Genomic DNA, 26384 nt, shown 5'->3' with positions numbered 1-26384 from the left:
CCCGAGAAAACGAGGAGACAACCCATGGAAAAACAATACATCCTGTCGTTCGATCAAGGCACCACCAGCTGCCGCGCCATCCTCTTCGATCGTGACGCCCAGATCGTGGGCATAGCCCAGAAGGAGTTCCGGCAGCACTACCCCACCCCCGGCTGGGTCGAGCACGATGCCATGGAGATCTGGGGCTGCCAGATGGGAGTGGCCCGTGAAGTCCTGGAGACCCAGGGCATCAAGCCCTCCGAAGTGGCGGCCATCGGCATCACCAATCAGCGCGAGACCACGGTGGTCTGGGACCGCCACACCGGAAAACCCGTCCACAACGCCATCGTCTGGCAGGATCGTCGCACCGCGGCCCTGTGCGACGACCTCAAGGCCCGCGGCCTGGAGGGTTACATTCGCGAGACCACCGGCCTGGTGGCCGACGCCTACTTCTCGGGCACCAAGATCCGCTGGATCCTGGACAACGTCGAGGGCGCACGAGAGCGGGCAGAGCGTGGTGATCTGCTCTTCGGTACCATGGACACCTGGCTGGTATGGAATCTGACCCGTGGCGAGCGCCATGTGACGGATGTCAGCAACGCCTCGCGGACCCTGCTCTACAACATCCGCACCCTAGAGTGGGACCGGCGCATGCTCGACGAACTGGGCATCCCGGCTGCCATGCTGCCCGAGGTGCGGCCCTCCAGCGAGGTCTACGGCACCACCGGCGCCGAAATGTTCGGCGGCGCCCGGGTCCCCATCGCCGGTATCGCCGGTGACCAGCAGGCGGCCCTCTTCGGTCAGGCCTGCTTCGAGAAGGGAATGGTCAAGAACACCTACGGCACCGGCTGCTTCCTGCTGATGAACACCGGCGAGACCCCTGTGCCCTCCAAGTCTGGCCTGCTCACTACCATCGCCTGGGGGCTGGACGGCAAGGTGGAATACGCCCTGGAGGGGGCCATCTTCATCGCCGGGGCGGCCGTCCAGTGGCTGCGCGATGAACTCAAGCTGATCGATTCGGCCGAGGATTCGGAGTACTACGCCGGCAAGGTGGAGGACTCCGGTGGCGTCTACGTTGTCCCGGCCTTTGCCGGGCTGGGAGCGCCTTACTGGGACATGTATGCGCGCGGTGCCATCTTCGGCCTGACCCGTGGCACCCGCAAGGAACACATCACCCGCGCCACCCTGGACTCCCTGGCCTACCAGACCCGAGACGTCATCGACGCCATGCAGACCGACTCCGGCATCACCCTCAAGACCCTGCGCGTGGACGGCGGCGCCGTGGCCAACAACGTCATGATGCAGTTCCAGGCCGACATGCTCGGGGTCAACGTGGACCGCCCCAGGCTCACCGAGACCACCGCCCTGGGGGCGGCGTACCTGGCGGGCATCGCCGTGGGCCTGTGGACCAAGGACGAAGTGCTCCACAAGGGCCAGTTGGAGCGCAGCTTCGAGCCGCAGATGGACGCCGAGCGACGCGAGCGCAGCTACAAGGGCTGGAAGAAGGCCGTCCGGCGCACCATGCACTGGGAGCAAGATGACATGGACTAACCGCCCCAGAGCTCACCACGCCGAGCCAGGCCGCCGGGGCCGACAGCCCCGGGCCTGGCCGGCAAGGGCATCAAGGTGGCGCTGATCGATCGCGGCGACTTCGTCGGCAGCACCAGCAGGCACTCCTCCAACCTGATCTGAGGCGGCATCAAGTACACGGAGAGTATGACGTTGCGCTGGCCCTCAAGTTGTGCAATAGCCGCCACCATCTGATCAAGAGCTCCCCTCCACGGTGCAGGAGATCCACTTCCTGACCACCATTGCCCGGGGATCTCGCTATCACCCCTGCTGCCTGTGGGCAGGCACCTGGCTCTAGTGGCGGATGGGCAACGCCGCGACCAGGCTCCGGCACGCGACGAGGAATCCTTCGCTGACACGCCCGACCAGACGCCCGAGGCGCTGAGCCACGTGGCCTCGACCGACAATCCGGCGCACTCCGAATCGTTGAAGAGGTGACGAGACATACGATAGCCAGTCAGCCGTGGCGACTTCTGTCACACATCGTTGCAGGTTCGAAGATGATCACAATGATCGCGTCAGGTTGGAAGTCAGCCTGGAAGCGATCAGCGAAAGACGCGATTATCGCATACGATGACAAGTCAACAAGGAGCCGACATGAACCAACAGCAGCGACAGGAAGCCATCGTCGAGCTGGTGCGCCGCGAAGGCTATGCCAGCATCGAGCAACTGACCGATCACTTCAGCGTCACCCCTCAGACCATTCGCCGCGACCTCAACGCGCTGGCCAATGACGGCCTGCTGCGCCGGGTCCACGGCGGCGCGGGGCTCGAGTCGAGCACCGTCAACACTGCCTATGCCACTCGCAAGACCCTCAACCTCGAGGCCAAGCGCCGCATTGCCGCGCTGTTGGCCAGCAAGATCCCCGACAGCTCATCGCTGTTCATCAATATCGGCACCAGCAACGAGGTGATCGCCGAGGCGCTGCTGGAGCGCCACCGCGAGCTGGAGGTGATCACCAACAACCTCAACGTGGCGGCCATCCTCCAGCACAAGGAGGACTTCAACGTGATCATCGCCGGTGGCCAGGTGCGCTCCCGGGATGGCGGCATCATCGGGGAGGCCACCATCGACTTCATCAACCAGTTCAAGGTGGACTACGGCATCATCGGCATCAGCGGCATCGACGAGGACGGCTCACTGCTGGAGTTCGACTACCAAGAGGTACGCGTGGCCCAGGCCATCATCCAGAACTCGCGCCAGGTCTATCTCGCCGCCGACCACTCCAAGTTCCGCCGCAACCCCTCGGTGCGCCAGGGCAACATCACCCAGATCCACGCCCTCTTCACCGACCTGCGCCCCCCCCAGTCGATCTGCCAGCTGATGGAGAGCCACGACGTGGCCCTGCATATCGCCGACTGAGCCCCGCCCTCCGACCCGCTCTCGAAAGCGAACCCGCAGGAGTCCGCCCTCGCCCATTGATGTTCTTTTCCGAGTATAGTATTTTCACTTATGAAAAATACTGACGCAAGAGAAGGCGGCATCCACCCCGCCGAGTGATGGATCGGAGGAGACAATGACCCCCATGGCACCCCTGGACCTCATGGTGATCGGCGGCGGTATCAACGGCACCGGCATCGCCAACGACGCGGCCGGACGCGGGCTGCGGGTCGGCCTCTGCGAGCAGGGCGACCTGGCCAGCGCCACCTCCTCCGCCAGCAGCAAGCTCATCCATGGCGGCCTGCGCTACCTGGAGCACCGCGAGTTTCGACTGGTGAGCGAGGCGCTGCGCGAGCGCGAAGTGCTGATGGCCAAGGCGCCCCATATCATCTGGCCAATGCGCTTCCTGCTCCCCCACCGTTCCCATCTGCGGCCGGCCTGGATGATTCGCACCGGCCTCTTCCTCTATGACCATCTGGGCAAACGCCGAGCGCTGCCGGCCTCCCGCGGCGTGCGCTTCACCGCCCAGGGCCCGCTCGCGGCGAGCATCACCCGTGGCTTCGAATACTCCGACTGCTGGGTGGACGATGCCCGCCTGGTGGTGCTCAACGCCCTGCAGGCCCGGGAGCAGGGCGCCGAGGTGCTGGTCCGCACCCGCTGCATCGCTGCCCGTGAAGTGGCGGGGCTCTGGGAGCTGGAGCTGGAGGATGTCGCCAGCGGCGAACGCTTTCGGCGCCGCGCGCGGGCGCTGGTCAACGCCACCGGCCCTTGGGTGGAGCAGGTGATACGACAGGGGCTCGCGCGCGAGCCGCGCTATGGCATCCGCATGATCCAGGGCAGCCACCTGGTGGTGCCCCGCCTCAACGAGGACGAGCGCGCCTACATCCTGCAGAACCAGGACGGGCGCATCGTCTTCGTGCTGCCCTGGGAGGAGGACTTCAGCCTGGTGGGGACCACCGATCGACGCTACGAGGGCGATCCGGCCCGGGTCACCGCCACCGACGAGGAGATCGACTACCTGCTGGGGGTCGTCAATGCCCACTTCCGGCGGCCGCTCGCCCGCACGGACGTGCTGCGCACCTTCTCCGGCGTCCGGCCGCTGTGCGATGACGAGTCGACCGACCCCTCCGCCATGACCCGAGACTACACACTCCACCTGGACACCAGCGGGGCACCGCTGCTCAGCGTCTTTGGCGGCAAGCTGACGACCTACCGCCGGCTCGCCGAGGCGGCCCTGGCGCAGCTGGCCCCCCACCTGCCGACGATGGGGCCCGCCTGGACCGAAAAGGCTCCCCTCCCCGGCGGCGACATCGGCAGCCAGGCCGATTTCACCGCGCGGCTGCTCGCGGAGTTTCCCTGGCTGGGCGAGGCGCGGGCGCGCCGGTTCGCGCGCACCTATGGTTCGCTATGCCTCGAGTTTCTCGCCGGCGCCCACAGCGAAGCCGATCTCGGCGAAGGGTTCGGCGCCGGCCTCACCACCCGGGAGGTCGACTACCTGGTCGACCGGGAGTGGGCGGTCGGCCTCGGGGATATCCTGTGGCGGCGGACCAAGCTCGCCATGCGCCTGAACGAACGTGACCGTCAGCGGCTCGACCACTACCTGACGACGCGCCAGAGGCGCACCCCCATGGGCGTCAATTGACCGTTAGGGCCTAGTGTTTGACATCGCCCGGCTGCAAAACCAAGCTGAGGGAGCAATCTTTCGGAAGCAACCAGACTTGTTCTCGGCATGTCGGTTTCCGAACATCGCCATGCCGACTCGACAACAATAACAGAGAGGCACGCCATGCATATCCCCCCCAGGGTTACACAGCCCGCATCGCTTACCCGATCCGCGTCACGGCCCGCCACCGCCTCGGCCACCGGCAGGGGTTCCCTTGCCGCAGCCACCCTGCTGCCGTTCTCCCTGCTAATGGCCGCTCCCGCCCTGGCCGACTGCCCCCGAGGCGATCTGGATACGCTCTTCTGCGATGAGGATGGCGATATGGTCGCCGACCTCCCCGCCGACGAGTCCCAGTGGGCCAATCCGGACACCCTGATCTTCGCCTACACCCCGGTGGAGGACCCGGCGATCTACTCCGACATCTGGCAACCCTTCATCGACCATCTCAGGGAAGTCACCGAGCGCAACGTGCGCTTCTTCGCCGTGCAATCCAACTCGGCCCAGGTGGAAGCGATGCGCAGCGGACGCCTGCATATCGCCGGCTTCTCTACCGGCCCGACGCCGTTTGCCGTGAACCTGGCCGGCGCCGTGCCCTTCGCGCTGATGGGCTCCGACGACGGCCAGTTCGGCTATACCCTGCAGGTCTATACCCACGTGGATTCGGGCATCAACGAGCTCACCGACCTCGCCGGCAAGCGGGTGGCCCACACCTCGCCGACCTCCAACTCCGGCAACCTGGCCCCCCGCGCGCTGTTCCCCGAGCTCGGTATCGTGCCCGACGAGGACTACGAGGTGGTCTATTCCGGCAGTCACGACCAGTCCATGCTCGGCGTAGTGGCACGCGACTACGACGCGGCCCCGGTCGCCTCCGAGGTGGTCGAGCGCATGGCGGCCCGCGGCCTCTATGACGAGGAGGACGTCAGGATCATCTACGAGACCGACGCCTTCCCCACTACCTCCTACAACTACGCCCACAACCTGCACCCCGATCTGGTGGAGAAGATCAAGGAGGCCTTCTTCACCTTCGACTTCGCCGGCACCGCGCTCGGCGACGAGTTCGAGGGCGTGGAGAAGTTCATCCCCATCAACTACCAGGAGCATTGGCAGGTCATTCGCACCATCCAGGCGGCCAATGATGTGCGCTACACCCGCGAGGGCCTGGAACAGGAGTGATCCTGGCCAGTCGCCCAAGGCCGGACGCCGGTCCGAGCCGGAACGAGCCACCCCGACCAGCGGCCGGGGTGGTTCCTCTATAGCGAGGTGTCGCGATGCTGGAAATCTCGAAGCTGGTCAAGCGCTACGGGCGTGACGAACCGGTCCTCAAGGAGCTGGACCTGGTGGTGGAGGGCAGCAGCGTGGTCTCCATCGTCGGCGCCTCCGGGGCCGGCAAGAGCACCATGTTGCGCTGTATCAACCGCCTGGTGGAGCCCTCCTCGGGTTCGATCCGGCTCAATGGCACCGAGCTTGTCACCCTGCGCGGGGCGGCGCTGCGGCGGGCTCGCCGCAAGATCGGCATGGTCTTCCAGGGCTTCAACCTGATCGACCGCCTGACGGTGATGGAGAACGTGCTGGCCGGCAGGCTCGGCTATGTCAATCTCTTCCAGGCGGTGACCCGCCGCTACCCCCAGGTCGATATCGAGCGAGCCTTCACCCTGATGGAGCGGGTGGGCATCGCCCACTATGCCAACAAGCGTGCCGATGCCCTCTCCGGTGGCGAACGCCAGCGGGTCGGCGTGGTGCGGGCGCTGATGCAGGAGCCCGAGATCCTGCTTGCCGACGAGCCGACCGCCTCGCTGGACCCGCGCACCTCCGAGCAGATCATGGTGCTGCTGCAGAGCCTGGCGAGCGAGCTGTCGCTGCCGGTGCTGATCAACATTCACAACGTGGCGCAGGCCAAGACCTATACCGAGCGCATCGTCGGGCTGCGTCACGGCAAGATGATCTTCGACGGGACCCCCGCCGACTTCAACAGGGAGGCCCTGGAGGCCATCTATGGCGGCATCGAGGCGCCGGACGAGGATGACGACGAGGCGCCCGCTCCGCCCGCCCGGTCCATCACCCAGGAGGTGCCCGATGGCCCGCCCTGACATCGCCGCGACGGGGCGCCGGACCTGGCGCAAGCCGCCGTTCATCGCCAACCCCTGGCTGCGCTATGGCCTCTGGCTCGCGGTCATCGCCTATCTCGTCTGGGCCTTCGGCAGCCTGCCGTTCAACTGGGAGCGCATCAGCGAGGGCCTGCCGCGGGCGGCACGCATCTTCGGCGGCGGCTTCCCGCCGAGCTTCGAGCGCGGCGCCCTGCTGCTCACGGGGTTCAAGGAGAGCTTCCAGATCGCCATCCTGGCCACGCTGCTGGGAGTGGCGCTGTCGATCCCCTTCGCGGTGATGGCGGCACGCAACATTGCCCCGCTACCGATCTATCTGGTGGGCCGCGCGGTGATCATCGTGTCGCGCAGCTTCCATCCGGTGATCGTGGCCATCCTGTTCGTCGCTGCCGTGGGCTTTGGTCCGCTGGCGGGGATCCTCACCCTGACCCTCTACTCCATCGGCTTCGTCGGCAAGCTGCTCGCCGAGGAGATCGAGGAGATCGACTGGGGTCAGGTGGAGGCGATGCGGGCCGCCGGCGCCGGCTACCTGGCGACCCTCGTCTATGCGGTCTTCCCGCAGATCCTGCCTCGTCAAGTGGGGCTCTCGATGTACCAGCTCGACAGCAACCTGCGCGCCTCGGCGGTGGTGGGTATCGTCGGTGCCGGCGGCATCGGCGGCACCCTGATGAACGCCTTCGGGCGCTACGACTATGACTTTGCCTTCGCCATCCTGCTGATCATCATCGCGGTGATCCTGGTCAGCGAGGGCGTCAGCGGCTGGGTGAGGAAGAAGATATGGTAGATCATGCCGAGGCCCTGGCCGACCGCGTCTGGCGGCGCTACGACCGCAGGGGGCGCCTGATCCGCTATGCCGTGCTGCTGGTGACGCTGATGGGGGTCGTCTGGGCGGTGCGTGACATCGACATCTTCTGGCCCTGGGTATGGGATGCCCCCAACCAGATCTCCAGCCTCGGCGCCCGCATGTGGCCGCCGGATCCGAGCCGCCTGGGGGTGATCCTCGATGCCATGCTCGAGACGGTGCATATCGCCACCCTGGCGACGCTGCTGACGATCTTCATCGCCCTGCCGGTCTCGTATATCGCCGCCCAGAACACCACCCCCAACCGCTTCTGCCTGTGGCTGGGGCGCTTCATCCTGGTGTCGAGCCGCTCGGTCAACACCATCATCTGGGCCCTGCTGTTCGTGGCGATCTTCGGCCCCGGGGTGCTGGCGGGGATACTCGCGATCATGTTCCGCTCCATCGGCTTCATCGGCAAGCTGATGGGCGAGGCAATCGAGGAGATCGACCGTCGCCCGGTGGAGGCCATGGAGGCCACCGGGGCCTCGCGACTGAAGGTGATCGCCTACGCCGTGGTGCCCCAGGTGATGCCGGCGTTCTTCGCCATCGTCATCCTGCGCTGGGACATCAACATCCGCGAGTCCACGGTGCTGGGACTGGTGGGAGCCGGCGGCATCGGGGTGCTGCTGCAGGGGGCCATCGACACCTTCGCCTGGCCCACCGTGGCCACCATACTGATCGCCATCGTGGTGCTGGTGCTGATCGGCGAGGCGATCACCGGCATGCTGCGCCGCAAGGCGATCTGAGCCAGCGGGCCGGGCCGCCGCCCCCTACTCCGGAATCCCGCCTCGGGTCAGCGCCGCCGGGTCCAGCAGCCGCTCGAGTTCCTCCCGGGAGAGCTCGGTCTGCTCCTCGGCGACGTCGAGGATCGGCCGCCCCGCCAGGTAGGCCTGCTTGGCGATCGCCGCCGCGGCGTTGTAGCCGATCACGGCGTTGAGCGCCGTCACCAGGATGGGGTTGCGCGAGAGCGGCGCCTGCAGGCGATCCTCGCGCACCCGGAAGGTGGCGATGGCCCGGTTGGCGAGCAGCCAGGCGGTGTTGCTCATCAGCATGATCGAGGTGAGCAGATTGTGGGCCACCAGCGGCAGCATCACGTTGAGCTGGAAGTTGCCGCTCTGACCGGCGATGGTCACGGCGGTGTCGAGGCCGATGACCTGGGCCGCCGCCTGGGCCGCCGACTCCGGGATCACCGGATTGACCTTGCCCGGCATGATGGAGCTGCCCGGCTGCAGCGCCTCGAGCTCGATCTCGCCGAGGCCGGCCAGGGGGCCGGAGTTCATCCAGCGCAGGTCGTTGGCGATCTTCATGACCACGCAGGCGAGCCCCCTGAGCTGCCCCGAGAGCTCCACCGCGGCGTCCTGGGAGGCGAGGCTCGCGAAGAGGCTGTCGTTGGGCACGAAGGCGAGCCCGGTCTGCTGCGACAGCTCCGCCGCCATGCGCGAGGCGAACTCGGGATGGGCGTTGATGCCGGTGCCCACCGCCGTGCCGCCCTGGGCCAGGCGGCAGAGCCGCACCAAGGCGTCGTCCAGTCGCTCGACCGCCTGCCCCACCTGGCTCGCCCAACCGCCCAGCTCCTGGCTCATGCGCAGCGGCATGGCGTCCATCAGGTGGGTGCGGCCGGTCTTCACCACCCCGTCGAGCTCCACCGCGCGGGCCTCGATGGTCTCGCGCAGGTGGACCAGCGCCGGGCGCAGCCGCCCGCTTACCTCCAGCGCCGCGGAGAGGTGGATCGCCGTGGGGATCACGTCGTTGCTGGACTGCCCCATGTTGACGTGATCGTTGGGCCCGACCTCGACCCCCTCGCGGCTCGCCAGATGGGCGACCACCTCGTTGACGTTCATGTTGCTGGAGGTGCCGGAGCCGGTCTGGAAGAGATCCACCGGGAACTGGTCGTCATGCTCGCCGCGGATCACCGCCTCGGCGGCGGCCGCAATCGCCGTGGCCCGCTGGGCGTCGAGCAGGCCGAGCTCGGCGTTGACCCGGGCCGCGGCCAGCTTGACGCGGGCGATGGCATGGATGAAGGCCGGCGGCATCGGCTGGCCCGACACCGGGAAGTTGTTCACGGCACGCTGGGTCTGGGCGCCATAGAGGGCATCGGCCGGCACCTCCAGCTCGCCCATGCTGTCTCGCTCGATACGTGTCTCGTTCATGGCTCGCTCCTCGCAGGCGGCGTGGATCATCGGGTTCAGCCTGGCGCTGCCACCCCGGATCCGCAAGCGCTAGGCGACGCATCCGAGCATGAGAATTTTCACCCCGGGGCAATGTTGCAGCGCACAAACCACTCTGCTATTGTTGCAATGCAACAGGGCAGGCTTCCTGCTCCTCAACACCAGATGAACCAGGAGGTTCTACCATGATGAACGCCTTCAACTTCGACACCAAGCAGTTCGACACCCAGCAGTTCGACGCCCTCTTCTTCGGCCCGGCCCGCGCCTACGCCTCCCTGTCCGTGGACTACGCCGAGAAGCTGGCCCACGCCCAGCTGGACGCCACCAAGGCCTACACCGACACCGGTCTGGCTCAGCTGCGCACCCTGATGGCCGTCAAGGATGCCGAAGGCCTGAAGAGCTACATGGAAGGCCAGCAGAAGGTCGCTAAGGACCTGGCCGAGCGCCTGAAGGGCGACGCCGAGAAGGTCGTGGCCCTGCAGCAGGACTTCGTCCAGCAGAGCCAGAAGCTGACCGAAGAGAACGTCAAGCAGGCCCAGGCGACCGCCACCAAGGCGACCGCCCAGAAGTAAGCCGCCGCTGCCGGCCAGGCCGGCAACCGACGCGCTTCGAAAACCGCCGCCCTCCGGGGCGGCGGTTTTTTGTGGGTGGTCGCCACGCACGGCGTGGCCTGGGCGGCGGCTTGCGCTATGCTCTTGGGCTGGCACAGGGCGCCGATGAACCTCTCAGGGAGTGACACCATGAAACGCTGGATACCAATGCTGCTGCCGGGGCTGCTGCTGGCCGGCTGCGAGATCATGCCCCCCGCCCCGACGCCCACCGAGCGCATCGAGGTGGTCGACCGCGAGGTCGAGCCGGCCGAGGAGGTCCGCGAGGTCGCTCCCGGGCGCGTGGCTCGCCAGGTGGCCTTCCCCGCCGCCGAGTATGCCGCCCTGGAGAAGTCGGGCAGCGCCGTGATCAGCGGCCGACTGACGCTGGGCGGCCAGCCGGTGGCGGGCGCCGGCGTCTCCGCCGCGCCAGTGACCACCTACTCCGCCGAGGCGGCGGAGAAGGCGCTGGCCGGCATCGCCGTGGAGCCCGCCGACCCACGGGCGCGGGAGTACACCCACAGCACCCGCACCGACGGCAGCGGCCGCTTCCGCCTCACCGGCCTGCCCGCAGGCGCGTTCTACCTCTCCGGCGCCGGCGCCGACCCGCGCACCGGCGAGGCGCGGGTGGTGATCCGCCAGGTGCAGCTGAGCCGTGGCCAGCAGTTGGAGGTCGACCTCAGCCGCTGAGCGGCCAAGACGGCGCGGCCAGCGCCCTACCAGCCCAGCGCCTGCTTGACGAAGGGAATGGTCAGCTTGCGTTGGGCGGAGAGCGAGGCGCGATCGAGGGTGGCCAGCACCTCGAAGAGTTCGCCCAGCCGTCGCGGCCCGCGGTGCAGGATATAGCGGGCCACCTCGTCCGGCAGCGCCATGCCCCGCCCCCGGGCGCGCAGCTGCAGCGCGGCCAGCCGCCCGGCATCATCAAGCCCCTGGACGTGGAAGGTGACGCCCCAGGTGAGCCTCGAGGCGAGATCGGGCAGCTTGACCGGCAGCTGCCTGGGCGCGGCGTCGGCCGCCACCAGTAGCCGCTTGCCCGCATCACGCAGGCGATTGAAGGCGTGGAACAGCGCCTCCTCCCAGCGCTTGCGCCCGAGCACCCGCTCCAGGTCGTCGATGGCCACCAGGTCGAGGCGCTCGATCTCCTCGAGCATCAGCGGCGGGAAGTGCCCAAGCTCCGCCAGCGGCAGGTAGAGGGCGCGCAGGCCCCGATCCGAGGCGGCATGGCAGGCGGCCTGGAGCAGGTGGCTGCGACCCACGCCCTCCCCGCCCCACAGGTAGAGGAAGGGTTCCCCGCTCTCGTCCAGCTGCTGGACAAGGCGAGCGACCAGGCTGGCATTGGGCCCGGGATGGTAGTTGGCGAAGGTGGCGTCGTCACGCAGGCCGACGCCCAGCGGCAGCTGCGCCGGGGTCCTGCTCATGGCGCCTCCTCATCGTCGCGTCGAGCGAGCGTGGCGTCGTACAAGGTACTGTTCTTGTAGCGTTCATTGAGCTCGCGCAAGAGTACCATGATCACCGCCGCCGCAGGCAGCGCCAGCAGCACCCCGGTGAAACCGAACAGGTTGCCGCCGGCCAGCACGGCGAAGATCACCGCCACCGGGTGCAGGCCGATGCGGTCCCCCAGCAGCTTGGGCTGCAGCACCGTACTCTCGATCGCCTGGCCGATGCTGAACACCGCCACCACGCCCAGCAGCGCCAGCCAGGTGCCGAACTGGAAGAAGGCGACGATCAGCGCGATGCTGATGCCGACGATGAAACCCAGGAAGGGCACGATGCTGGCCAGCCCCGAGATCAGCCCGATCAGCACCCCGAAGCGCACCCCCATCAGGGTGAGCCCCAGGCCGTAGATCACCCCCAGGCTCAGCATCACCAGCAGCTGGCCGCGCAGGAAGGCCGAGAGCACCTCGTCACAGCGCCCGACCAGGCGCAGCGTGTCGGCCTCCCAGCCCCGCGGCAGCAGGTCGCGCAGGCTGGCCATCAGGCGCTTCCAGTCGAGCAGCAGGTAGAAGGTCACCACCGGAATCAGCGACACATAGGTCACCCAGGTGATGAAGGCCATGCCCGAGCGCCCCACCTGGCCGAGGAACTGGGCCAGGTAGCCGCCGGCATCCTGCCAGTGGTCGGCCAGGGTCGCCTGGACGTTGTCCAGCTCACCGGCCACGTCGAAGCCGGTCCAGGCCTGGATCTGCGGCGCCACCACCGTCTCCAGCCACTCGAAGATGCCCGGGGTCACCTCGCCGAGCTGGCGAAGCTGCTGCACCAGCAGCGGAATCAGCACCAGCAGCCCCACCGCCAGCACCGCCAGCAACACCAGGAAGACCGCGCAGACCGCCAGCGGTCGCGACAGCCCCCAGCGCTCCAGGCGATTGGCCAGGGGGTCGGCCAGGTAAGCCAGGATCATGCCGGCGATGAAGGGCATCAGCATCGTCTCGAGCTGCAGCAGCAGCCACACCAGGCCTGCTGCCGCCGCCAGGACCCACCACTCTCTGCGCATCTCGCTCTCCCTGTCAGGGCCGCGCGGCATGCCCTCACGGCTGCCTGCGCGGCGTCTTGATGCTACAATCCTGCACCCGATCTTGATTCAGCAGCCGCTCTTGCCCATCCGCCTGGACCACGCCTGCGCTGACAGCCGGTGCGGCCCATGCCGACGACCTATCGACAGGACCCGAGATGACCGACTCCCCCTCTTCCCGCCCCTCGCTCAGCTACAAGGACGCCGGCGTCGATATCGATGCCGGCAATGCCCTGGTCGACCGCATCAAGGGCGTCGCCAAGCGCACCACCCGCCCCGAGGTGATGGGCGGTCTGGGCGGCTTCGGCGCCCTGTGCCAGCTGCCGAGCGGCTACCGGGAGCCGGTGCTGGTCTCCGGCACCGACGGCGTGGGCACCAAGCTGCGCCTGGCCATGGACCTGGGCCGCCACGACACCATCGGCATCGACCTGGTGGCAATGTGCGTCAACGACCTGGTAGTGGCCGGCGCCGAGCCGCTGTTCTTCCTCGACTACTATGCCACGGGGAAGCTCGACGTGGACATCGCCGCCGACGTGGTCACCGGCATCGGCGAGGGCTGCGAGCAGGCCGGCTGCGCCCTGGTGGGCGGCGAGACCGCCGAGATGCCCGGCATGTACGAGGGCAGCGACTATGACCTGGCCGGCTTCTGCGTCGGCGTGGTGGAGAAGTCCGAGATCCTCGACGGCAAGAAGGTCGCCGAGGGCGATGCGCTGCTGGGCATCGCCTCCTCCGGCCCCCACTCCAACGGCTACTCGCTGATCCGCAAGATCCTCGAGGTCTCGGGCGCCTCTCTCGACACCGACCTGGACGGCAAGGCGCTGGGCGACGCCCTGATGGCGCCCACCCGCATCTACGTCAAGTCGCTGCTGTCGCTGATCAAGGAGAGCGGCGTACCGGTCCATGCGCTCTCCCACATCACCGGCGGCGGCCTCACCGAGAACCTGCCCCGGGTGCTGCCCGAGGGCCTCGCGGCGAAGGTCGACGTGGCCAGCTGGACCCGCCCGGCGGTCTTCGACTGGCTACAGCAACAGGGCAACGTGGCCGAGGAGGAGATGCACCGGGTGCTCAACTGCGGCATCGGCATGGTGGTGGTGGTGCCGGCCGAGAAGGCCGACCAGGCCCGCGCCCACCTGCAGGCCCTGGGCGAGACGGTGCATCGCATCGGCGAGATCGTCGCCCGGGACGGCGACGAGGAACAGGTCCGCCTGGAGAACCTTCGGGCATGAGCGATACCGACTACGCCAGCGACACCCTGAACGACTTCGCCTCGGAGCCGGTCGGTGCGCGCCGGGTGGTGGTGCTGATCTCCGGAAGCGGCAGCAACCTGCAGGCGCTGATCGACGAGCAGACCCATGACCGCCTGGGCGGCGAGATCGTCGCGGTGATCTCCAACGAACCCGACGCCTACGGCCTCACCCGCGCCCGGGAGGCCGGGATCGACGCCGTGGTGCTCCCTCACCGCGAGTACGACAGCCGCGAGGCCTACGACGGCGCCCTGATCAAGGTGATCGAGCGCCATGAGCCGGACCTGATCGTGCTGGCCGGCTTCATGCGCATCCTCACCCCGCGCTTCGTGCAGCGCTTCCTCGGGCGGATGCTCAATATCCACCCCTCGCTGCTGCCCGCCTACCAGGGGCTCGACACCCACGCCCGGGCCCTGGCCGACGGCGTGGCCGAGCACGGCTGCAGCGTGCACTTCGTGACCGAGGAGCTCGACGGCGGCCCCGTGGTGATCCAGGCGGCCGTCGAGGTGGCCGAGGGCGAGACCGAAGCGAGCCTCAAGGAGAAGGTGCACGCCCGCGAGCACCTGATCTATCCCATCGCGGTGAAGTGGTTCCTGGAGGGGCGCCTGCAGTTCGTTCCCGGCGGCGCCACCCTGGACGGCACCCCGCTGCCGGCACAGGGCGTGCGGCTCTCCCACGCCGATGCGGCCGAGGAGCTGGACGAGCAGTAGCCGCAGGCAGCGTGGCATGATGCGGCCCCAACGAAAGACCCGCCGGCGTCCGACGCCGGCGGGTCTTCTCGTTTCCAGCAGCAGGCGCGCCGCGGTTACGTGCGCGGCAGGGTGACCCCGCGCTGCCCCATGTACTTGCCGCCGCGGTCCTTGTAGGAGGTCTCGCACACCTCGTCGGATTCCAGGAAGAGCATTTGCGCCACGCCCTCGTTGGCGTAGATCTTGGCCGGCAGGTTGGTGGTGTTGGAGAACTCCAGGGTCACGTGACCCTCCCACTCCGGCTCCAGCGGCGTCACGTTGACGATGATGCCGCAGCGCGCGTAGGTGGACTTGCCCAGGCAGATGGTCAGCACGCTGCGCGGGATGCGGAAGTACTCCACGGTGCGCGCCAGGGCGAAGGAGTTGGGCGGAATCACGCAGACGTCGCCCTTGATGTCGACGAAGCTCTTCTCGTCGAAGGCCTTGGGGTCCACCACCGCCGAGTGGATGTTGGTGAACACCTTGAACTCGTCGGCGCAGCGCACGTCGTAGCCGTAGCTGGAGGTGCCGTAGGAGATCACCCGACGGTCATTCACGTAGCGAACCTGGTCGGGCTCGAAGGGGTCGATCATCCCCTCCTGCGCGGCCATGCGGCGGATCCACCTGTCGGACTTGATGCTCATCGGGACATTTCCTGCTGAAGTGAAGTCTTGGGCCTGGGCGCCAGGCCGCGGGGCCACATGATAGCGGCCCCGGCCACGGGCGTCACCTCGACGCCACGGGCTCAGTCGCTGAAGGAGATGCTGGGCCCCGCGTCGGCCTGCCCCTGCACCTGCGCGGCCACCTGGCGGGCCATGTCGCGGAAGATGGCCGTCACCTCGCCGTCGGGTTCGGCGGCCACCGTGGGCCGCCCACCGTCGACCTGCTCGCGGATGGAGAGCGCCAGGGGCAGCCGGCCCAGCACCCGGGTCTCGTACTCGGCGGCGATGCGCTCGCCGCCCCCCTCGCCGAAGATCGGCTCGGCGTGGCCACAGTTCGAGCAGACATGGAGACTCATGTTCTCCACCACCCCGAGCACCGGCACCTTCACCTTGCGGAACATCTCGATCCCCTTGCGGGCGTCGAGCAGGGCGATGTCCTGGGGGGTGGTGACGATCACCGCGCCGTCCACCGACACCTTCTGGGCCAGGGTCAGCTGGATGTCGCCAGTGCCCGGCGGCATGTCGATGAACAGGAAGTCCAGGTCATCCCATTGGGTCTGGCTCAGCAGCTGCTGGAAGGCACCGGCCACCATGGGCCCCCGCCATACCATGGGTTCCCGGGTGTCCACCATGAAGGCCATGGACATCGCCTGGAGGCCATGGGCCTCGAGCGGATGCATGCGGTTCTCGCCGGCGGCCTGGGGCCGCACGCCCTCGCCTACCCCCAGCATCTGGGCCTGGCTGGGCCCGTGGATATCGGCATCCAGGATGCCGACTCGATAGCCTTCGGCCGCCATGGCCAGCGCCAGATTGACGGTGACGGTGGACTTGCCCACGCCTCCCTTGCCGGATGCCACGGCGACGATATGCTTGACCCCTTCGATCACGGAATGCTCCTCTCGTTGTCATCGGCCGGGGCCTGCATCGCCGCCCCGCGCTGTCGGTAATGGGCCGTCAGAACTCGGCTGTCGGATCAGTATACCCATGGGGCCCGGCGCCGTCCCGGCTCCCCCAACGGCGAACGGCGGGCCGAAGCCCGCCGTCGCGCTGGCGCCATCCCGAGCGATGACTACTCCTCGTCGGCCTCTTCGGCGGTGACGCTGGCCTCGAGATCGGCCAGCTCGCTGCGCCAGGTGGCCAGCTGGGCCTCCAGGCGCTCGAGCTGCTGCTCGCGGCGATCCGCCTCCGCCTCGATGGTGGCGATCTCGTCGCGGCCGATGCCGATGGCGATCATCAGGTCGTCGCGCTCGGCGCGGGCCTCCTGCACCTCGGCGCGGGCGGCGTCACGCTCGTCGCGGGCCTCGCCGACCTCCTCGGCCACCTCGTCGCGCCAGATCTCCAGCGCCTCGATCTCCTCCTCGAGGGCCTCGAGGTGGGCCTGGCGCTCCTCGAGCTCGGCCGCGACGCCGGCCAGACGCTCCTCGGTCTCCTCGACCTGCTCGCGCAGGGACTCGAGCTCGGCATCGGCCTCGTCGCGGGCCGCCTCGGCCTGCTCGCGGGTGTCGACCGCCTGCTGGCGCTCCTCCTCGGCCTCCTGGCGGGCGGCCTCCGCCTCCTGGCGCGCTTCCTCGGCATCCTGGCGGGCGGCCTCGGCGTCATCGCGCGCCTGCTCCACGGCCTCGACCTCCTCGCCCAGCGCCTCGAGTGCGGCCTGCAGTTCGGCCTGCTGCGCCTCGAGGGCCTCGAGCTCCTCCTGGAGGCCATCGCGCTGCTCGGTGAGCGACTCGAGCTGCGCCTCGGCCTCGCCGATCTCGGCATTCAGACGCTCGAGCTCGCCGCGCGCCTCGGCCTGCTCCTCGGCCATGGCGGCCTCGGCGGCATCGCGCTCGTCCTGGAGTTCGGCCAGGCGCGCCTGCAGCGCCTCGATCTCCTCGCCGGCCTCGTCGCGCTCGTCGAGCTGACTCACCAGCGTCTGGTTGCGCGACTCCAGCGCGGCGAGCTCCGCCTCCAGGGCCTCGCGAGCCTCACGATGAGAGCCGGAGTTGGACTGGGCAACGAGGGCCCAGATGACGGCGACGGCGGCGACGCCCGCCAGCCCCTTGACACGGTTGTCCTTGAACGGTGATGTCTGGGAGGTTTCCGACATGGATGCATCCTCTCTGAGTCAACCTAGGGATCGGGACCGGCCGGCATGGGCCGAGCGGCCAAGCACTTCGAATCCTGCCCGGGTGGCGTTCAGGCGATCAGGATTCCAACCTACTGAAGCCCAGCATACAGAGGGGGTCTCACAGGGGAAAGGGACGGCGCCGGGGGAGGCTCAACGCTCAGAAGCGCTCCGCGGCCCTGAGAAACCGCCACTCGCCCACCGGCACCCGGCCCAGCGACACCCCGCCGATGCGCAGCCGGCGGGTGGCGACCACGGTCAGCCCCACGGCCCGGCACATCAGCGCAAGCTGGCCGGGCACCATGCCCTTCAGCGCGAAGCGCAGGCGAGTCTCGCTCTGCCAGCTGACCTTGCCGGGCGCCAGCCGTCGTCCCGGCACCGCCGTGCCATCCCGCAGCGATGCGAGCTGACGCTCGTCCAGGCTGCCGATCACCTCCACCTGCCACTCCTCCTCAAGGCGCGTCCGCCCCTCGTCGAGACGCCGCGCCACCCCACGATCCTGGGTGAACACCAGCAGCCCCTCCTCGCCGGGGGCCAGCGGCAGCAGCGTGGTCAGGCCGCGAAAGTGCGCCTTGAGGGGGGCCTGGCCGGCGGGGTCCTCGGTCCAGTGGGTGGCCTTGCGGATCAGCCGCCTGGCCAGGTCCTCGCCTTCGCCCCCGGCCTTGGCGGCAGCAATGTCGGCGGGCGCATTGAACAGCAGGGTGGCCGGCGGGATCTCCCGGGGCGTGGCGCCGGGGGCGAGCTCGATACGCTCATCGGCGACCTTGAACTGGGGCTCCTCGACGATGCGGCCATCGACCCTCACCCAGCCACCGGCGATATAGAGCTCGGCCTCGCGGCGCGAACAGGGCAGCTCGCGGGCCAGCCGCTTGGAGAGCCGCTCACCGGCGTCCGTGTCACTCATGTTTCATCCTTCTGCTGATCGATGGGGTGGGGTGGCGCCTCGAGGCGCCAGTTGGAGAGCCAGGGGATGCCCCGCACCTCCACATCCAGGCTGCGCAGCCAGCGGGCGGTGACCAGGTTGGACTGGTGGGTCAGCCAGTAGGCGCGGGGATAGGGCACGAAGGCGAGATCGAACTCCTCGCTGTAGACCGGCGCGACGCCTGGCGCCTCGAAGTGGGCATCCAGACGGCGCTTGAGGGCCACCACCCGGGCCTCTTCGGCCACCAGCGGATAGACCCGCACCAGCCCTTCCGGGGCGAGGCCCGACAGCTCGCCCCGGGTGGTGATTGTCTCGTGCACGCCGCGCCCCAGGCCGCTGGCGGTGGGCCAGAGCAGGGCCGAGGCACCGGCCAGCAGGTGGCGCTCGCCCTCCACGTACCAGCGCCACTCGCCGTAGCTGTAGCGCACCATGCCGCCCTCCCGGCGCGGCAGCACCAGGCTGGCGTGGCGGCCGTGGTCGAGCAGGTAGACCGTCACCGGCGCCACGCTGGCCTCCGGCGGGGTCAGCCGACCGGCACAGCCGACCAGGCCCAGCAGGGCGAGCAGCAGCGCTCCCCGGGTCAGCGCGCTCGAGATGCCCATCTCAATGGGCCAGCCAGATGCAGTGCTTGGCCCCCTTGCCGGGGCGATGGGCGCGCACCGTGACCGTCTCGACCAGCAGGCCGACCCGGCGCAGGCGCTCGGTGAAGGCCGGATCCTGGCCCGCCGACCACACCGCCAGCACGCCGTCGGGGCGCAGCGCCGCCTGGGCGGCGGCCAACCCCTTGGGCGAGTAGAGCCAGTCGTTCTCGCGCCGGGTCAGCCCCTCGGGACCGTTGTCCACGTCGAGCATGATGGCGTCGAAGCCGCCAGGCTCGCGGCGCAGCAACTCGCCCACGTCGCCCACGCTGACCCGGGTGCGCGGATCGTCGAGGGGGTAGCCGGCGGCGGCGCCGAGCGGGCCCCGATTCCACTCCACCACCCCCGGCACCAGCTCGGCCACCACCACCTCGGCGTCCTCCCCCAGGGCGGCCAGCGCCGCGGCCAGGGTGAAGCCCATGCCCAGGCCACCCACCAGCACCCGGGCCGCGGGACGCTCGGCGATGCGCTGGCAGGCGAGCTCGGCGAGGGCATCCTCGGAGCCGTGCAGGCGCGTGTTCATCAGCTCGCCGGCGGTGCCGGCGATGCGGATGGAGAATTCATCATTGCGCCGCAGCAGGCGCAGCTCGGTGCCCTTGCCGGGAATGCTGGCGGTGCCGATCAGTTCGAACTTGGCCATGGTCTCTCGCTGGCGATGGAAGAGGGAGGGCGGAACCCAGCGGCCGCTGGCGCCTCGAAGGTCAGGTCCACACCCGGCCAACGAGGAGTCCCGATGCCGACCCCGCGCCCCCTGAGTGCCCTTCGTCCCCTGCTGGGGGGACTCATTATGCTGGCAGTCGCCGCGGCTTGCCATGCACAGGCCGGGGAGGCGTCACCACCGCCCCTCGACCCGGCCGGCCTGGAGCGCCTCGACGCCCAGGCGTCGCGCCTGGAGAGGCTGCACGCCCTGGTGGTGGCCGAGCAGGGCGAGATCCGCTTCGAGCGCGCCTATGGTGGCCCAGGGGTCGACCGGCCGACCAACGTCAAGTCGCTCTCCAAGACGGTGCTGGCGGCGCTGGTCGGCGCCGCCATCGAGGCGGGACACCTCGATTCGCCGGATCAGCCGGTCGCCGAGCTGCTCGGGCCACGGGTCCCCGCCGAGGCCGACCCGCGGGTTCGCGAGATCACCCTGGGCCACCTGCTGTCGCTGCAGGCCGGCCTCGAGCGCACCTCCGGCGCCAACTACGGCAGCTGGGTGGCGAGCCCCGACTGGGTGCGCGACGCCCTCTCGCGCCCCTTCGTCGACGAGCCTGGCGGGCGCATGCTCTACTCCACGGGCTCGAGCCACCTGCTCTCCGCGGCGCTGACCCGCGCCGGCGGCGAGAGCACCCTTACGCTGGCGCGGCAGCTGCTGGGCGAGCCGCTCGACATCGCCATTCCCGCCTGGCCCCGAGATCCCCAGGGGGTCTACTTCGGCGGCAACGACATGCAGCTCTCACCGCGGGCGCTGGTGAGCATCGGCGAGCTCTACCGCCTGGACGGCGTCATCGATGGCACCCGGGTGCTGCCCGAGGGGTGGGTCGAGGCCTCCTGGCAGCCGCGGGGCCGCTCGCCCTGGACCGGCGACGGCTATGGGTACGGCTGGTTCGTCACCGAGCTCGCCGGCGAGGCCGCCTTCTACGGCCGCGGCTTCGGCGGCCAGGCGCTCTATGTGATTCCCGCCCGGGGGCTGACCGTGGCCATCACCTCGGACCCCGAGCCACCCTCCCCCGGCGGCGCCTTCCAGGGGGAGCTCAACGCCCTGGTGGCCACGCTGCTTGCCGACTGATCACTGCCCCCACTGACCGGAGCGCTTCATGGCGCCCCACTGGTGCTTGCGCCTCGCGAACCACTGCCACATGCCGCGGCAGCGCCACAGAGTGTTGAGCTGGCGATAGCCGAAGTTCTCGAGGATCGCCACCAGGAAGAGGCGCAGCATGTCGCGGCGGCGCCGATAGACGCGAAACGACAGGGTCTCCAGCAGCAGGCCGTTGACCGATAGCAGGATACCCATGCCGATGGCCACCAGCAGGAAGGCGGTCAGTGCTTCCAGCGAGACCACCCCGAAGGCGAAGCCCCAGAGCATGAAGAGGTAGCCGGCCAGCTCCACCAGGGGGCCAAGCCACTCGAAGAGCGTCATGAAGGGCCAGGCCAGGTGCCCCGGCGCCCCGCCCCGGGGGCTTGACGCCAGGCGAGTGTGGCGACTCAGGCTCTCGGCCAGGCCACGCTGCCAGCGGCTGCGCTGCTTGCCCAGGGTGGCCAGGTCCTCCGGCGCCTCGGTCCAGCAGATCGGGTCGGGCAGGTAGCGGATGCGATAGGGTAGCCGCTTCTCGCGGTGGTAGCGGTGCAGCCGCACCACCAGCTCCATGTCCTCGCCCACGGTGTCGGTGCTGTAGCCGCCCACCGCGATGACCCGCTCGCGGTCGAAGAGCCCGAAGGCCCCGGAGATGATCAGCACCGCGTTCATGGGCGACCAGCCCAGGCGACCGAACAGGAAGGCACGCAGGTATTCGACGATCTGGAAGCGCGCCAGCAGGTTCGTGGGAATGCCCGCCTCCAGCAGGAAGCCCCCCTGCACTCGGGAGCCGTTGGCGATCCGCACGGTGCCCCCGGCGGCCACGGTTCGTTCATCCTCCAGGAAGGGCTGGACCACCCGCAGCAGGCTGTCGCGCTGCAGGATGGAGTCGGCGTCCACCGCGCAGAACAGGCCGTGACGGGCGGCATTGATACCGGCATTGAGGGCATCGGCCTTGCCCCCGTTGCGCTTGTCGATCACGCGCAGGTTGGTATGGCGCCGGGAACGGTAGATGCCCAGCACCTCCTGATGCGGCACGCCGAGACGCAGCGGCTCCGGATGCGTCTTGAGGTCGAAGGCATCGCGCAGCACCTCGAGGGTCTCATCCTTCGAGCCGTCGTTGATGACCACCACCTCGTAGTCGGGGTACTGCAGCTGGAGCAGGGAGAGCACCGAGGTGCGGATGGTCGCCGCCTCGTTGTAGGCGGGCACCAGCAGCGACACCGCGGGCTCGATCCCCAGGTAGGGCGCCTCGGCCCCCAGTTCGGCGCGCAGCTTCATGTAGCGGCGCAGGCTGACCATGGAGAAGAGATTCAGCAGCAAATAGCCACCGTTGAGCAGCAGGAAGTAGCCGATGAAGCCGATCTGGGCCCACCAGGCCCAGTCGAAAGCCAGCAGCCCCTCGATGATCGTCATGGGCGCCCTCCCTCGGCAAGGGCGCGCTTCAGGGCATCGCGCCCGTAGCGGTCGCTACAGGCATCATGCAGCCCCTCGAGGCGCTCCCGGGTGATGCCGGGAAGCCCGACCAGGGCATCTGCCGCCGCCTGCCGCACCCACCAGTCCCGGTCCTCCAGGTGAGGCAGCAGCAGCGTCTCGTCTTCGCGACGCGCCTGACGACGCAGCGCGCGAATGGCCGCAAACCGCACGCGAGAGGATTCGCTGAGCAGGCTGCGGCTCATCAGCGCATGGTCGCGCGGGTCACTCAGCTCTCCCAGGCAGGCCAGGGCCGCGCCGAGGGTCGTCTCTCGCTCGCCGGGTTCGGCCAGGCAGCGGCGCGCCCAGGGCGCCACCTGTGCCGGGTCGGCACAGCCGAGCAGCGCCGCCAGGCGCTCCCGCTGCGCCGGCGTGGCTCCCTCGAGGCCCTCGAGCAGCGGCGGCGTCAGCGCCGCAGGGCCTGCCTGGCGGCAGAGCGCCTGCAGCCGCGGCAGGGCCAGGTCGCGACGCTGGGCCATCAGGGGGACCAGCCTGGCCATGGCGCGCCGGGCATCCATGGCCACCAGGGCGCGGGCCGCGGCCAGGGCGACCATGGAATTGCGCGACCCCAGCAGCGGGGAGACGTCGGACCAGAAGCGTTCATCACCGAGATAGCCCAGGCAGGCCAGGGCCAGCAGACGCCGATGCGTCCGCCGGGACCCCAGCATCGCGAGCACGCTGCCGATCAGGTCCAGGGAGATAAACAGGGCGTTGAGCCGCTCGCGGGCGGGCCCCCGCAGCTGGCGGTGCAGCCGCGCCCAGAGCAGCAGCAGCCACAGGCGCTCGCCCTGGTGGATCGGGGAGTGTTGCCGGGGGTCCGCGGCGTCCAGCGTCCAGGCCACCAGCCGGGGGTGCCACTCGGCAACGAAGGCAGCGCGCTGTCGCTCCCGGCGTGCGGCCAGCTCCGAGACCACCAGCACCTGGGCCATGACCAGCAGGGTCAGCCCCCCCAGGACGAGGGCGGAATAGACGGCGAGGCGCAGCACCGGATCCTCTGGCAGCGTGGTGACCCACTGCAGGCCCTCGCGCCAGGCGAGTGGCGTCCAGAGCGGCTCAGAAGGCATGACGCAGGCCCAACTGGATGCCGTGACGGTCGTAGAGGTCGCCCTGACTCAGGGTGCCCACCTCCCAGCTCACCGCCCAGTCGGGGCGCCACCAGTGCCGGCCGCGCAGGGCCAGAGCAGTCACGCTGGAGGTGACCACCTCGCCCCCGGGCAGGCCTTCCTCTTCTCGCCCGAGGCTGGCGCGCAGGCCGACCACGCTGCGCTCGCCGTAGTAATGATCCAGGGCCAGGGCATGGCCCACCGGCGTACCCGCCCCCGAGACGTCGCTGACGTTGAGGGTATAGCCGGCGCGCCAGGGGCCCCAGTAGCGCTCCGCGCCCAGGGCCAGGCGGTCAACCCGGGAGGCGTCATACTCGGTGCGGCGCAGGCTGGCCGCCCCGACGAAGCCTTGGGGAAGGCGCCGCTGCAGCCTGAGGTCGGCATACCAGCGAGGCAGGAAATCGGCATCGAAGGTGCGCCCCGCCTCGGGCTGGAGCACCCAGTTGGCGTCCAGCGGCAGCGCGGCCCCCAGCTCAACGCCTTCATCCCGCTCGCCATAGCGGCGATCGCGGGTCACGGCGCCATACCAGGTGGGGTCGCCCGGGCGCGTGGACTGGAAGTCGAGACGCTGGCCCTGCCAGTCGGAAAAGCCGCTATCGATCCGGTCGATCCGGTGGGATGCTTCCACCTCGAGCCGACGCGGTTCTCCTTCGCTCGCCTGAGCGAGCGGCAGGCTCAGTGCGAGCAGCAGGCAGCCGAGGCCGTTACGGGTCATCACACTCCCTTGCATCAGCGCTTCCTCATCAGCCGACGCAGGCGCGCCAGCAGCTCATCCGGTTGAAAGGGTTTGGTCACATAGTCGTCGGCGCCCAGCTCCAGGGCGCGAACCACATCCGTCTCGCGGGCCTTGGCGGTCAGCATCAGCACCGGCACCGCCTGCCAGGCGGGCCGCTGGCGCAGTCGCCCCAGCACCTCAAGGCCGTCATGGTAGGGCAGCATGACATCCAGCAGCACCAGGTCCGGCGGCGCCCCCTGCTCAAGCGCCTCCAGCGCCTGGCGGCCGTCGGCGGCATGTCGGACCGCATAGCCGTGGCGCTCCAGCAGGAAGCGGATCAGGAAGGCGATATCCTCTTCATCCTCCACCATCAGGATGCTCGGCCGTGAAGCGGACTCACTCATGGGTTTCCTCCTTGATCGACTCGAACGGCGGTTGCGCGCGGGGCAACCATACACGGAAGCAGGTGCCCTGCCCGGGCACGGAGGTGAAGCCGATCTCGCCCCCCATCAACTCGACCAGTCGACGGGTGATGGCCAGGCCCAGGCCGGTGCCCCCGGTGCGGCGGCGATCCGAGCCGTCCGCCTGGGCGAAGCGCTCGAAGACCCTGGGCTGGAACGCCAGAGGAATCCCAGCCCCCTGATCGCTCACCGCCACCTCGAGCCCCTCGCGGTCGGCCGTGGCCCGCCGCATGATCGCCACGCCGACCTTCCCCCCGGGGGGAGAGTGCTTGATGGCATTGGAGAGCAGGTTGGCCATCACCTGGGCGAAGCGGTCGGGGTCGACGCTGACCGCATCCTCGGCCGGCGGCGCCCGTACCAGCTCAAGGCTGACGGAAAAGCTGTCCGCGAAGGGGGCATTGTCGCCCAGCGCCTGCGCCACCAGTTCGACCAGAGCGACCCGCCGGGGCCGCATGACCAGCTGTCCTGCCGCCAGTTTCTCCATGTCGAGGATGTCATCGATCAGCCGCGCCAGGCGCACGCCGTTCTTGTCGGCAACCTCGACCAGGGAGCGGGCGTCGTCGGGCAGCGCACCGGCCAGTCCGCTGGCGAGCATCCCCATGGCGCCGCGAATCGCCGTCAAGGGGGTGCGCAGCTCATGGCTGACCGTGGAGACGAACTCCGCCTTCATCCGCTCGACCTGACGCCGCTCGGTAACGTCATGGGCGATGGCCAGGTGTTCGCCATCTCGGGTCGGCAGCAGTCGCACCTCGAAGATCGCCCCACCGGCATCCTCCTGCCAGAGGAAGTCGTGCCGCGCGGCCGCTCCCTCTGGGCCGTCGAGCCGCTTCAGGAGCGCCTGGCGAAGGGCCGCTGGTGCCTCGCCGTCATCGCCCAGGCGCCTCACCTGGCGGTCGGCAGCGATCCGGTAGAGGTGATCGGGCACCGCCTCGAGCAACGCCTCGAGGCGTGCCTCGCGGTGCTCCGCCTCCTCCAGCAGTCGTCGCCGCAGGGTTAGCACATGGCGGATCGCCGCGTAGGCGGCCACCGCCAGCAGGGCAACCAGCAGACCACCCAGGAGGCCCTGCTGGCTGGCACGCTCCGCCTGGGCGGCAGCCCGTTCGATGTCGAGGGCGAGTCGCCGGCGCTCCTCCGCCTCCTGCCCTTGAAGCAGCTCGCGGATGCCATTCATGGTCTGCCGGCCACCCGCCGCCAGCAGGCGCAGGGCCGCGGCCTCGAGGCCGTCGCTCTCGCGCACCGCCACGTTGGCCTCGGCGATGGCCAGGCGCTGCGCGGTCAGCCCATCGAGCCGAGCCAGGATCGACTCGGCTTCGGCGCCCTGGCGGTCGACCAGCACGCGTGCCAGCTGCTCGCGCTCCTGGGCCAGGCGTTCACGGGCCTGCCGATAGGGCGCAAGATAGTAGGGCCTGCCGGTGATGACGAAACCGCGCTCGCCGGTCTCCACATCGAGCAGGCTCGTCTGCATGGCCTGGAGGGAGGTCACCAGTTCGAGCCCGGCCTGCACGGAGGCATTGGCATCGAGTAGCGACTGCTGGACCCGCGACGCCTGCCACCCCATACCGAGCAGCAGCAAGCAGGCAAGCAGGGTCGCCAGGGTATGCACCGCCATCGGCGAGAGAGGTCGCAATTGCATCACCCTTTACGCATATGAACGCTAGGAAGCTTAGGCCAGTCGGCCAGCCGTGGCGACTCCTCTCCTCAACGCCCCACGGGGTGAACAGTGGCGCCGCACGCCCTGGCGGCCCTATGCTGGCGGGAATCA

The 26384-nt window shown here is 69.1% G+C and carries 26 protein-coding genes and 1 pseudogene; 13 read left to right on the top strand and 14 right to left on the bottom strand.

The genetic code is table 11. The features are described 5' to 3' along the window. The first annotated feature begins 24 nt into the window (after positions 1-24). From glpK to phnE (D1793_RS03330), 8 genes and pseudogenes are all read left to right on the top strand, one after another. Complete coding sequence (glpK, locus tag D1793_RS03365) at positions 25-1530, top strand: glycerol kinase GlpK (RefSeq protein ID WP_119020883.1); 1506 nt, start codon at positions 25-27, stop codon at positions 1528-1530. A gap of 42 nt (positions 1531-1572) precedes the next feature. Then, positions 1573-1843, top strand: a pseudogene (locus D1793_RS19795) (FAD-dependent oxidoreductase); the annotation flags it as partial. 302 nt (positions 1844-2145) lie between these two features. Further along, positions 2146-2910, top strand: a complete 765-nt coding sequence (locus tag D1793_RS03355) for a DeoR/GlpR family transcriptional regulator (protein ID WP_119020882.1) — start codon at positions 2146-2148, stop codon at positions 2908-2910. 163 nt (positions 2911-3073) lie between these two features. After that, on the top strand, positions 3074-4570 hold the full coding sequence (gene glpD / locus D1793_RS03350) for a glycerol-3-phosphate dehydrogenase (protein ID WP_240407761.1): 1497 nt from the start codon (positions 3074-3076) through the stop codon (positions 4568-4570). A 270-nt stretch (positions 4571-4840) separates the two neighbouring features. Further along, on the top strand, positions 4841-5764 hold the full coding sequence (gene phnD / locus D1793_RS03345; RefSeq protein WP_240407815.1) for a phosphate/phosphite/phosphonate ABC transporter substrate-binding protein: 924 nt from the start codon (positions 4841-4843) through the stop codon (positions 5762-5764). A gap of 95 nt (positions 5765-5859) precedes the next feature. Continuing rightward, positions 5860-6678 carry a phosphonate ABC transporter ATP-binding protein gene (gene phnC, locus D1793_RS03340; protein WP_119020880.1) on the top strand — a complete coding sequence of 273 codons (819 nt, stop codon included), beginning with the start codon at positions 5860-5862 and terminating at the stop codon, positions 6676-6678. Then, positions 6665-7477, top strand: coding sequence for a phosphonate ABC transporter, permease protein PhnE (phnE, locus tag D1793_RS03335; RefSeq protein WP_119020879.1), 813 nt, complete (start codon positions 6665-6667; stop codon positions 7475-7477). The genes phnC and phnE (D1793_RS03335) overlap by 14 nt, the downstream gene beginning before the upstream one ends. Next, entirely contained in the window at positions 7471-8280 is an 810-nt protein-coding gene (gene phnE / locus D1793_RS03330; protein ID WP_119020878.1) for a phosphonate ABC transporter, permease protein PhnE, read from the top strand. The genes phnE (D1793_RS03335) and phnE (D1793_RS03330) overlap by 7 nt, the downstream gene beginning before the upstream one ends. Positions 8281-8304: 24 nt before the next feature. Here the strand turns inward: phnE (D1793_RS03330) and D1793_RS03325 are convergent, their stop codons facing one another. Next, on the bottom strand, positions 8305-9684 hold the full coding sequence (locus D1793_RS03325; protein WP_119020877.1) for a class II fumarate hydratase: 1380 nt from the start codon (positions 9682-9684) through the stop codon (positions 8305-8307). Positions 9685-9890: 206 nt separating this feature from the next. Between D1793_RS03325 and D1793_RS03320 the strand changes: the two genes are divergently transcribed. Together D1793_RS03320 and D1793_RS03315 are read left to right on the top strand one after the other, a co-directional pair. Beyond that, entirely contained in the window at positions 9891-10274 is a 384-nt protein-coding gene (locus D1793_RS03320) for a phasin family protein (protein WP_110068358.1), read from the top strand. 168 nt (positions 10275-10442) lie between these two features. Beyond that, positions 10443-10979, top strand: a complete 537-nt coding sequence (locus D1793_RS03315; protein WP_119020876.1) for a carboxypeptidase-like regulatory domain-containing protein — start codon at positions 10443-10445, stop codon at positions 10977-10979. Positions 10980-11005: 26 nt separating this feature from the next. On the opposite strand, the gene hda is transcribed toward D1793_RS03315, so the two are convergent. Together hda and D1793_RS03305 are read right to left on the bottom strand one after the other, a co-directional pair. Next, a complete protein-coding gene (gene hda / locus D1793_RS03310) occupies positions 11006-11707 on the bottom strand; it encodes a DnaA regulatory inactivator Hda (protein ID WP_119020875.1) in 702 nt (233 codons plus the stop codon). Continuing rightward, on the bottom strand, positions 11704-12780 hold the full coding sequence (locus tag D1793_RS03305; RefSeq protein WP_119020874.1) for an AI-2E family transporter: 1077 nt from the start codon (positions 12778-12780) through the stop codon (positions 11704-11706). Before D1793_RS03305 ends, hda begins: the two co-directional genes overlap by 4 nt. Positions 12781-12956: 176 nt before the next feature. On the opposite strand from D1793_RS03305, the gene purM reads away from it, so the two are divergent. Together purM and purN are read left to right on the top strand one after the other, a co-directional pair. Next, a complete protein-coding gene (gene purM / locus D1793_RS03300) occupies positions 12957-14024 on the top strand; it encodes a phosphoribosylformylglycinamidine cyclo-ligase (protein ID WP_119020873.1) in 1068 nt (355 codons plus the stop codon). Continuing rightward, a complete protein-coding gene (gene purN / locus D1793_RS03295; RefSeq protein WP_119020872.1) occupies positions 14021-14752 on the top strand; it encodes a phosphoribosylglycinamide formyltransferase in 732 nt (243 codons plus the stop codon). Before purM ends, purN begins: the two co-directional genes overlap by 4 nt. A 95-nt stretch (positions 14753-14847) precedes the next feature. Here the strand turns inward: purN and dcd are convergent, their stop codons facing one another. The 6 genes from dcd to D1793_RS03265 form a co-directional block, all read right to left on the bottom strand. Beyond that, complete coding sequence (gene dcd, locus D1793_RS03290) at positions 14848-15414, bottom strand: dCTP deaminase (protein WP_110068068.1); 567 nt, start codon at positions 15412-15414, stop codon at positions 14848-14850. A gap of 101 nt (positions 15415-15515) precedes the next feature. Next, positions 15516-16319, bottom strand: coding sequence for an iron-sulfur cluster carrier protein ApbC (gene apbC / locus D1793_RS03285; RefSeq protein WP_119020871.1), 804 nt, complete (start codon positions 16317-16319; stop codon positions 15516-15518). A 182-nt stretch (positions 16320-16501) separates the two neighbouring features. Then, positions 16502-17518, bottom strand: a complete 1017-nt coding sequence (locus D1793_RS03280) for a kinesin (protein WP_119020870.1) — start codon at positions 17516-17518, stop codon at positions 16502-16504. Between the two features lie 178 nt (positions 17519-17696). Beyond that, positions 17697-18440 (bottom strand): RNA pseudouridine synthase, encoded by a 744-nt coding sequence (locus tag D1793_RS03275; protein ID WP_119020869.1) that lies wholly within the window; start codon positions 18438-18440, stop codon positions 17697-17699. After that, on the bottom strand, positions 18437-19060 hold the full coding sequence (locus tag D1793_RS03270) for a hypothetical protein (protein WP_119020868.1): 624 nt from the start codon (positions 19058-19060) through the stop codon (positions 18437-18439). The genes D1793_RS03275 and D1793_RS03270 overlap by 4 nt, the downstream gene beginning before the upstream one ends. 1 nt (position 19061) lies before the next feature. Beyond that, the gene (locus tag D1793_RS03265; protein WP_110068073.1) at positions 19062-19736 is read right to left on the bottom strand and encodes a hypothetical protein; all 675 of its coding nucleotides are present in this window, start codon (positions 19734-19736) and stop codon (positions 19062-19064) included. A 147-nt stretch (positions 19737-19883) separates the two neighbouring features. On the opposite strand from D1793_RS03265, the gene D1793_RS03260 reads away from it, so the two are divergent. After that, entirely contained in the window at positions 19884-20864 is a 981-nt protein-coding gene (locus D1793_RS03260) for a serine hydrolase (protein WP_119023552.1), read from the top strand. On the opposite strand, the gene D1793_RS03255 is transcribed toward D1793_RS03260, so the two are convergent. The 5 genes from D1793_RS03255 to D1793_RS03235 are packed head-to-tail and all read right to left on the bottom strand — an operon-like array spanning position 20865 to position 26255. Beyond that, positions 20865-22286 (bottom strand): glycosyltransferase, encoded by a 1422-nt coding sequence (locus D1793_RS03255; protein ID WP_205527620.1) that lies wholly within the window; start codon positions 22284-22286, stop codon positions 20865-20867. Next, the gene (locus tag D1793_RS20005; RefSeq protein ID WP_119020867.1) at positions 22283-23407 is read right to left on the bottom strand and encodes a HEAT repeat domain-containing protein; all 1125 of its coding nucleotides are present in this window, start codon (positions 23405-23407) and stop codon (positions 22283-22285) included. The genes D1793_RS03255 and D1793_RS20005 overlap by 4 nt, the downstream gene beginning before the upstream one ends. Next, positions 23397-24176, bottom strand: coding sequence for a YaiO family outer membrane beta-barrel protein (locus D1793_RS03245; protein WP_119020866.1), 780 nt, complete (start codon positions 24174-24176; stop codon positions 23397-23399). Before D1793_RS03245 ends, D1793_RS20005 begins: the two co-directional genes overlap by 11 nt. Beyond that, complete coding sequence (locus tag D1793_RS03240) at positions 24176-24565, bottom strand: response regulator (RefSeq protein ID WP_119020865.1); 390 nt, start codon at positions 24563-24565, stop codon at positions 24176-24178. Before D1793_RS03240 ends, D1793_RS03245 begins: the two co-directional genes overlap by 1 nt. Further along, complete coding sequence (locus D1793_RS03235; RefSeq protein WP_119020864.1) at positions 24558-26255, bottom strand: ATP-binding protein; 1698 nt, start codon at positions 26253-26255, stop codon at positions 24558-24560. Before D1793_RS03235 ends, D1793_RS03240 begins: the two co-directional genes overlap by 8 nt. Positions 26256-26384 lie beyond the last annotated feature (129 nt).

Source organism: Halomonas sp. JS92-SW72 (assembly GCF_003547075.1).
In the GTDB taxonomy this organism is placed as follows: domain Bacteria; phylum Pseudomonadota; class Gammaproteobacteria; order Pseudomonadales; family Halomonadaceae; genus Halomonas; species Halomonas alkalicola.
The sequence above is the reverse complement of the archived record's forward strand: the minus strand, read 5'-3'. Positions and strand labels throughout refer to the sequence as shown.

Bases quoted from the DNA above. Each gene is read 5' to 3' on its own strand.
- dcd (WP_110068068.1), bottom strand. From the start codon at position 15,414: ATGAGCATCAAGTCCGACAGGTGGATCCGCCGCATGGCCGCGCAGGAG.
- D1793_RS03235 (WP_119020864.1), bottom strand. From the start codon at position 26,255: ATGCAATTGCGACCTCTCTCGCCGATGGCGGTGCATACCCTGGCGACC.
- D1793_RS03315 (WP_119020876.1), top strand. From the start codon at position 10,443: ATGAAACGCTGGATACCAATGCTGCTGCCGGGGCTGCTGCTGGCCGGC.
- D1793_RS03325 (WP_119020877.1), bottom strand. From the start codon at position 9,684: ATGAACGAGACACGTATCGAGCGAGACAGCATGGGCGAGCTGGAGGTG.
- D1793_RS03255 (WP_205527620.1), bottom strand. From the start codon at position 22,286: ATGACGATCATCGAGGGGCTGCTGGCTTTCGACTGGGCCTGGTGGGCC.
- purM (WP_119020873.1), top strand. From the start codon at position 12,957: ATGACCGACTCCCCCTCTTCCCGCCCCTCGCTCAGCTACAAGGACGCC.
- phnE (WP_119020879.1), top strand. From the start codon at position 6,665: ATGGCCCGCCCTGACATCGCCGCGACGGGGCGCCGGACCTGGCGCAAG.
- phnE (WP_119020878.1), top strand. From the start codon at position 7,471: ATGGTAGATCATGCCGAGGCCCTGGCCGACCGCGTCTGGCGGCGCTAC.
- D1793_RS03240 (WP_119020865.1), bottom strand. From the start codon at position 24,565: ATGAGTGAGTCCGCTTCACGGCCGAGCATCCTGATGGTGGAGGATGAA.
- glpK (WP_119020883.1), top strand. From the start codon at position 25: ATGGAAAAACAATACATCCTGTCGTTCGATCAAGGCACCACCAGCTGC.
- D1793_RS03320 (WP_110068358.1), top strand. From the start codon at position 9,891: ATGAACGCCTTCAACTTCGACACCAAGCAGTTCGACACCCAGCAGTTC.
- D1793_RS03270 (WP_119020868.1), bottom strand. From the start codon at position 19,060: ATGGGCATCTCGAGCGCGCTGACCCGGGGAGCGCTGCTGCTCGCCCTG.
- D1793_RS20005 (WP_119020867.1), bottom strand. From the start codon at position 23,407: ATGCCTTCTGAGCCGCTCTGGACGCCACTCGCCTGGCGCGAGGGCCTG.
- D1793_RS03305 (WP_119020874.1), bottom strand. From the start codon at position 12,780: ATGCGCAGAGAGTGGTGGGTCCTGGCGGCGGCAGCAGGCCTGGTGTGG.
- purN (WP_119020872.1), top strand. From the start codon at position 14,021: ATGAGCGATACCGACTACGCCAGCGACACCCTGAACGACTTCGCCTCG.
- hda (WP_119020875.1), bottom strand. From the start codon at position 11,707: ATGAGCAGGACCCCGGCGCAGCTGCCGCTGGGCGTCGGCCTGCGTGAC.
- D1793_RS03280 (WP_119020870.1), bottom strand. From the start codon at position 17,518: ATGTCGGAAACCTCCCAGACATCACCGTTCAAGGACAACCGTGTCAAG.
- phnC (WP_119020880.1), top strand. From the start codon at position 5,860: ATGCTGGAAATCTCGAAGCTGGTCAAGCGCTACGGGCGTGACGAACCG.
- D1793_RS03275 (WP_119020869.1), bottom strand. From the start codon at position 18,440: ATGAGTGACACGGACGCCGGTGAGCGGCTCTCCAAGCGGCTGGCCCGC.
- D1793_RS03355 (WP_119020882.1), top strand. From the start codon at position 2,146: ATGAACCAACAGCAGCGACAGGAAGCCATCGTCGAGCTGGTGCGCCGC.
- D1793_RS03265 (WP_110068073.1), bottom strand. From the start codon at position 19,736: ATGGCCAAGTTCGAACTGATCGGCACCGCCAGCATTCCCGGCAAGGGC.
- glpD (WP_240407761.1), top strand. From the start codon at position 3,074: ATGGCACCCCTGGACCTCATGGTGATCGGCGGCGGTATCAACGGCACC.
- D1793_RS03245 (WP_119020866.1), bottom strand. From the start codon at position 24,176: ATGCAAGGGAGTGTGATGACCCGTAACGGCCTCGGCTGCCTGCTGCTC.
- phnD (WP_240407815.1), top strand. From the start codon at position 4,841: ATGGCCGCTCCCGCCCTGGCCGACTGCCCCCGAGGCGATCTGGATACG.
- D1793_RS03260 (WP_119023552.1), top strand. From the start codon at position 19,884: ATGCTGGCAGTCGCCGCGGCTTGCCATGCACAGGCCGGGGAGGCGTCA.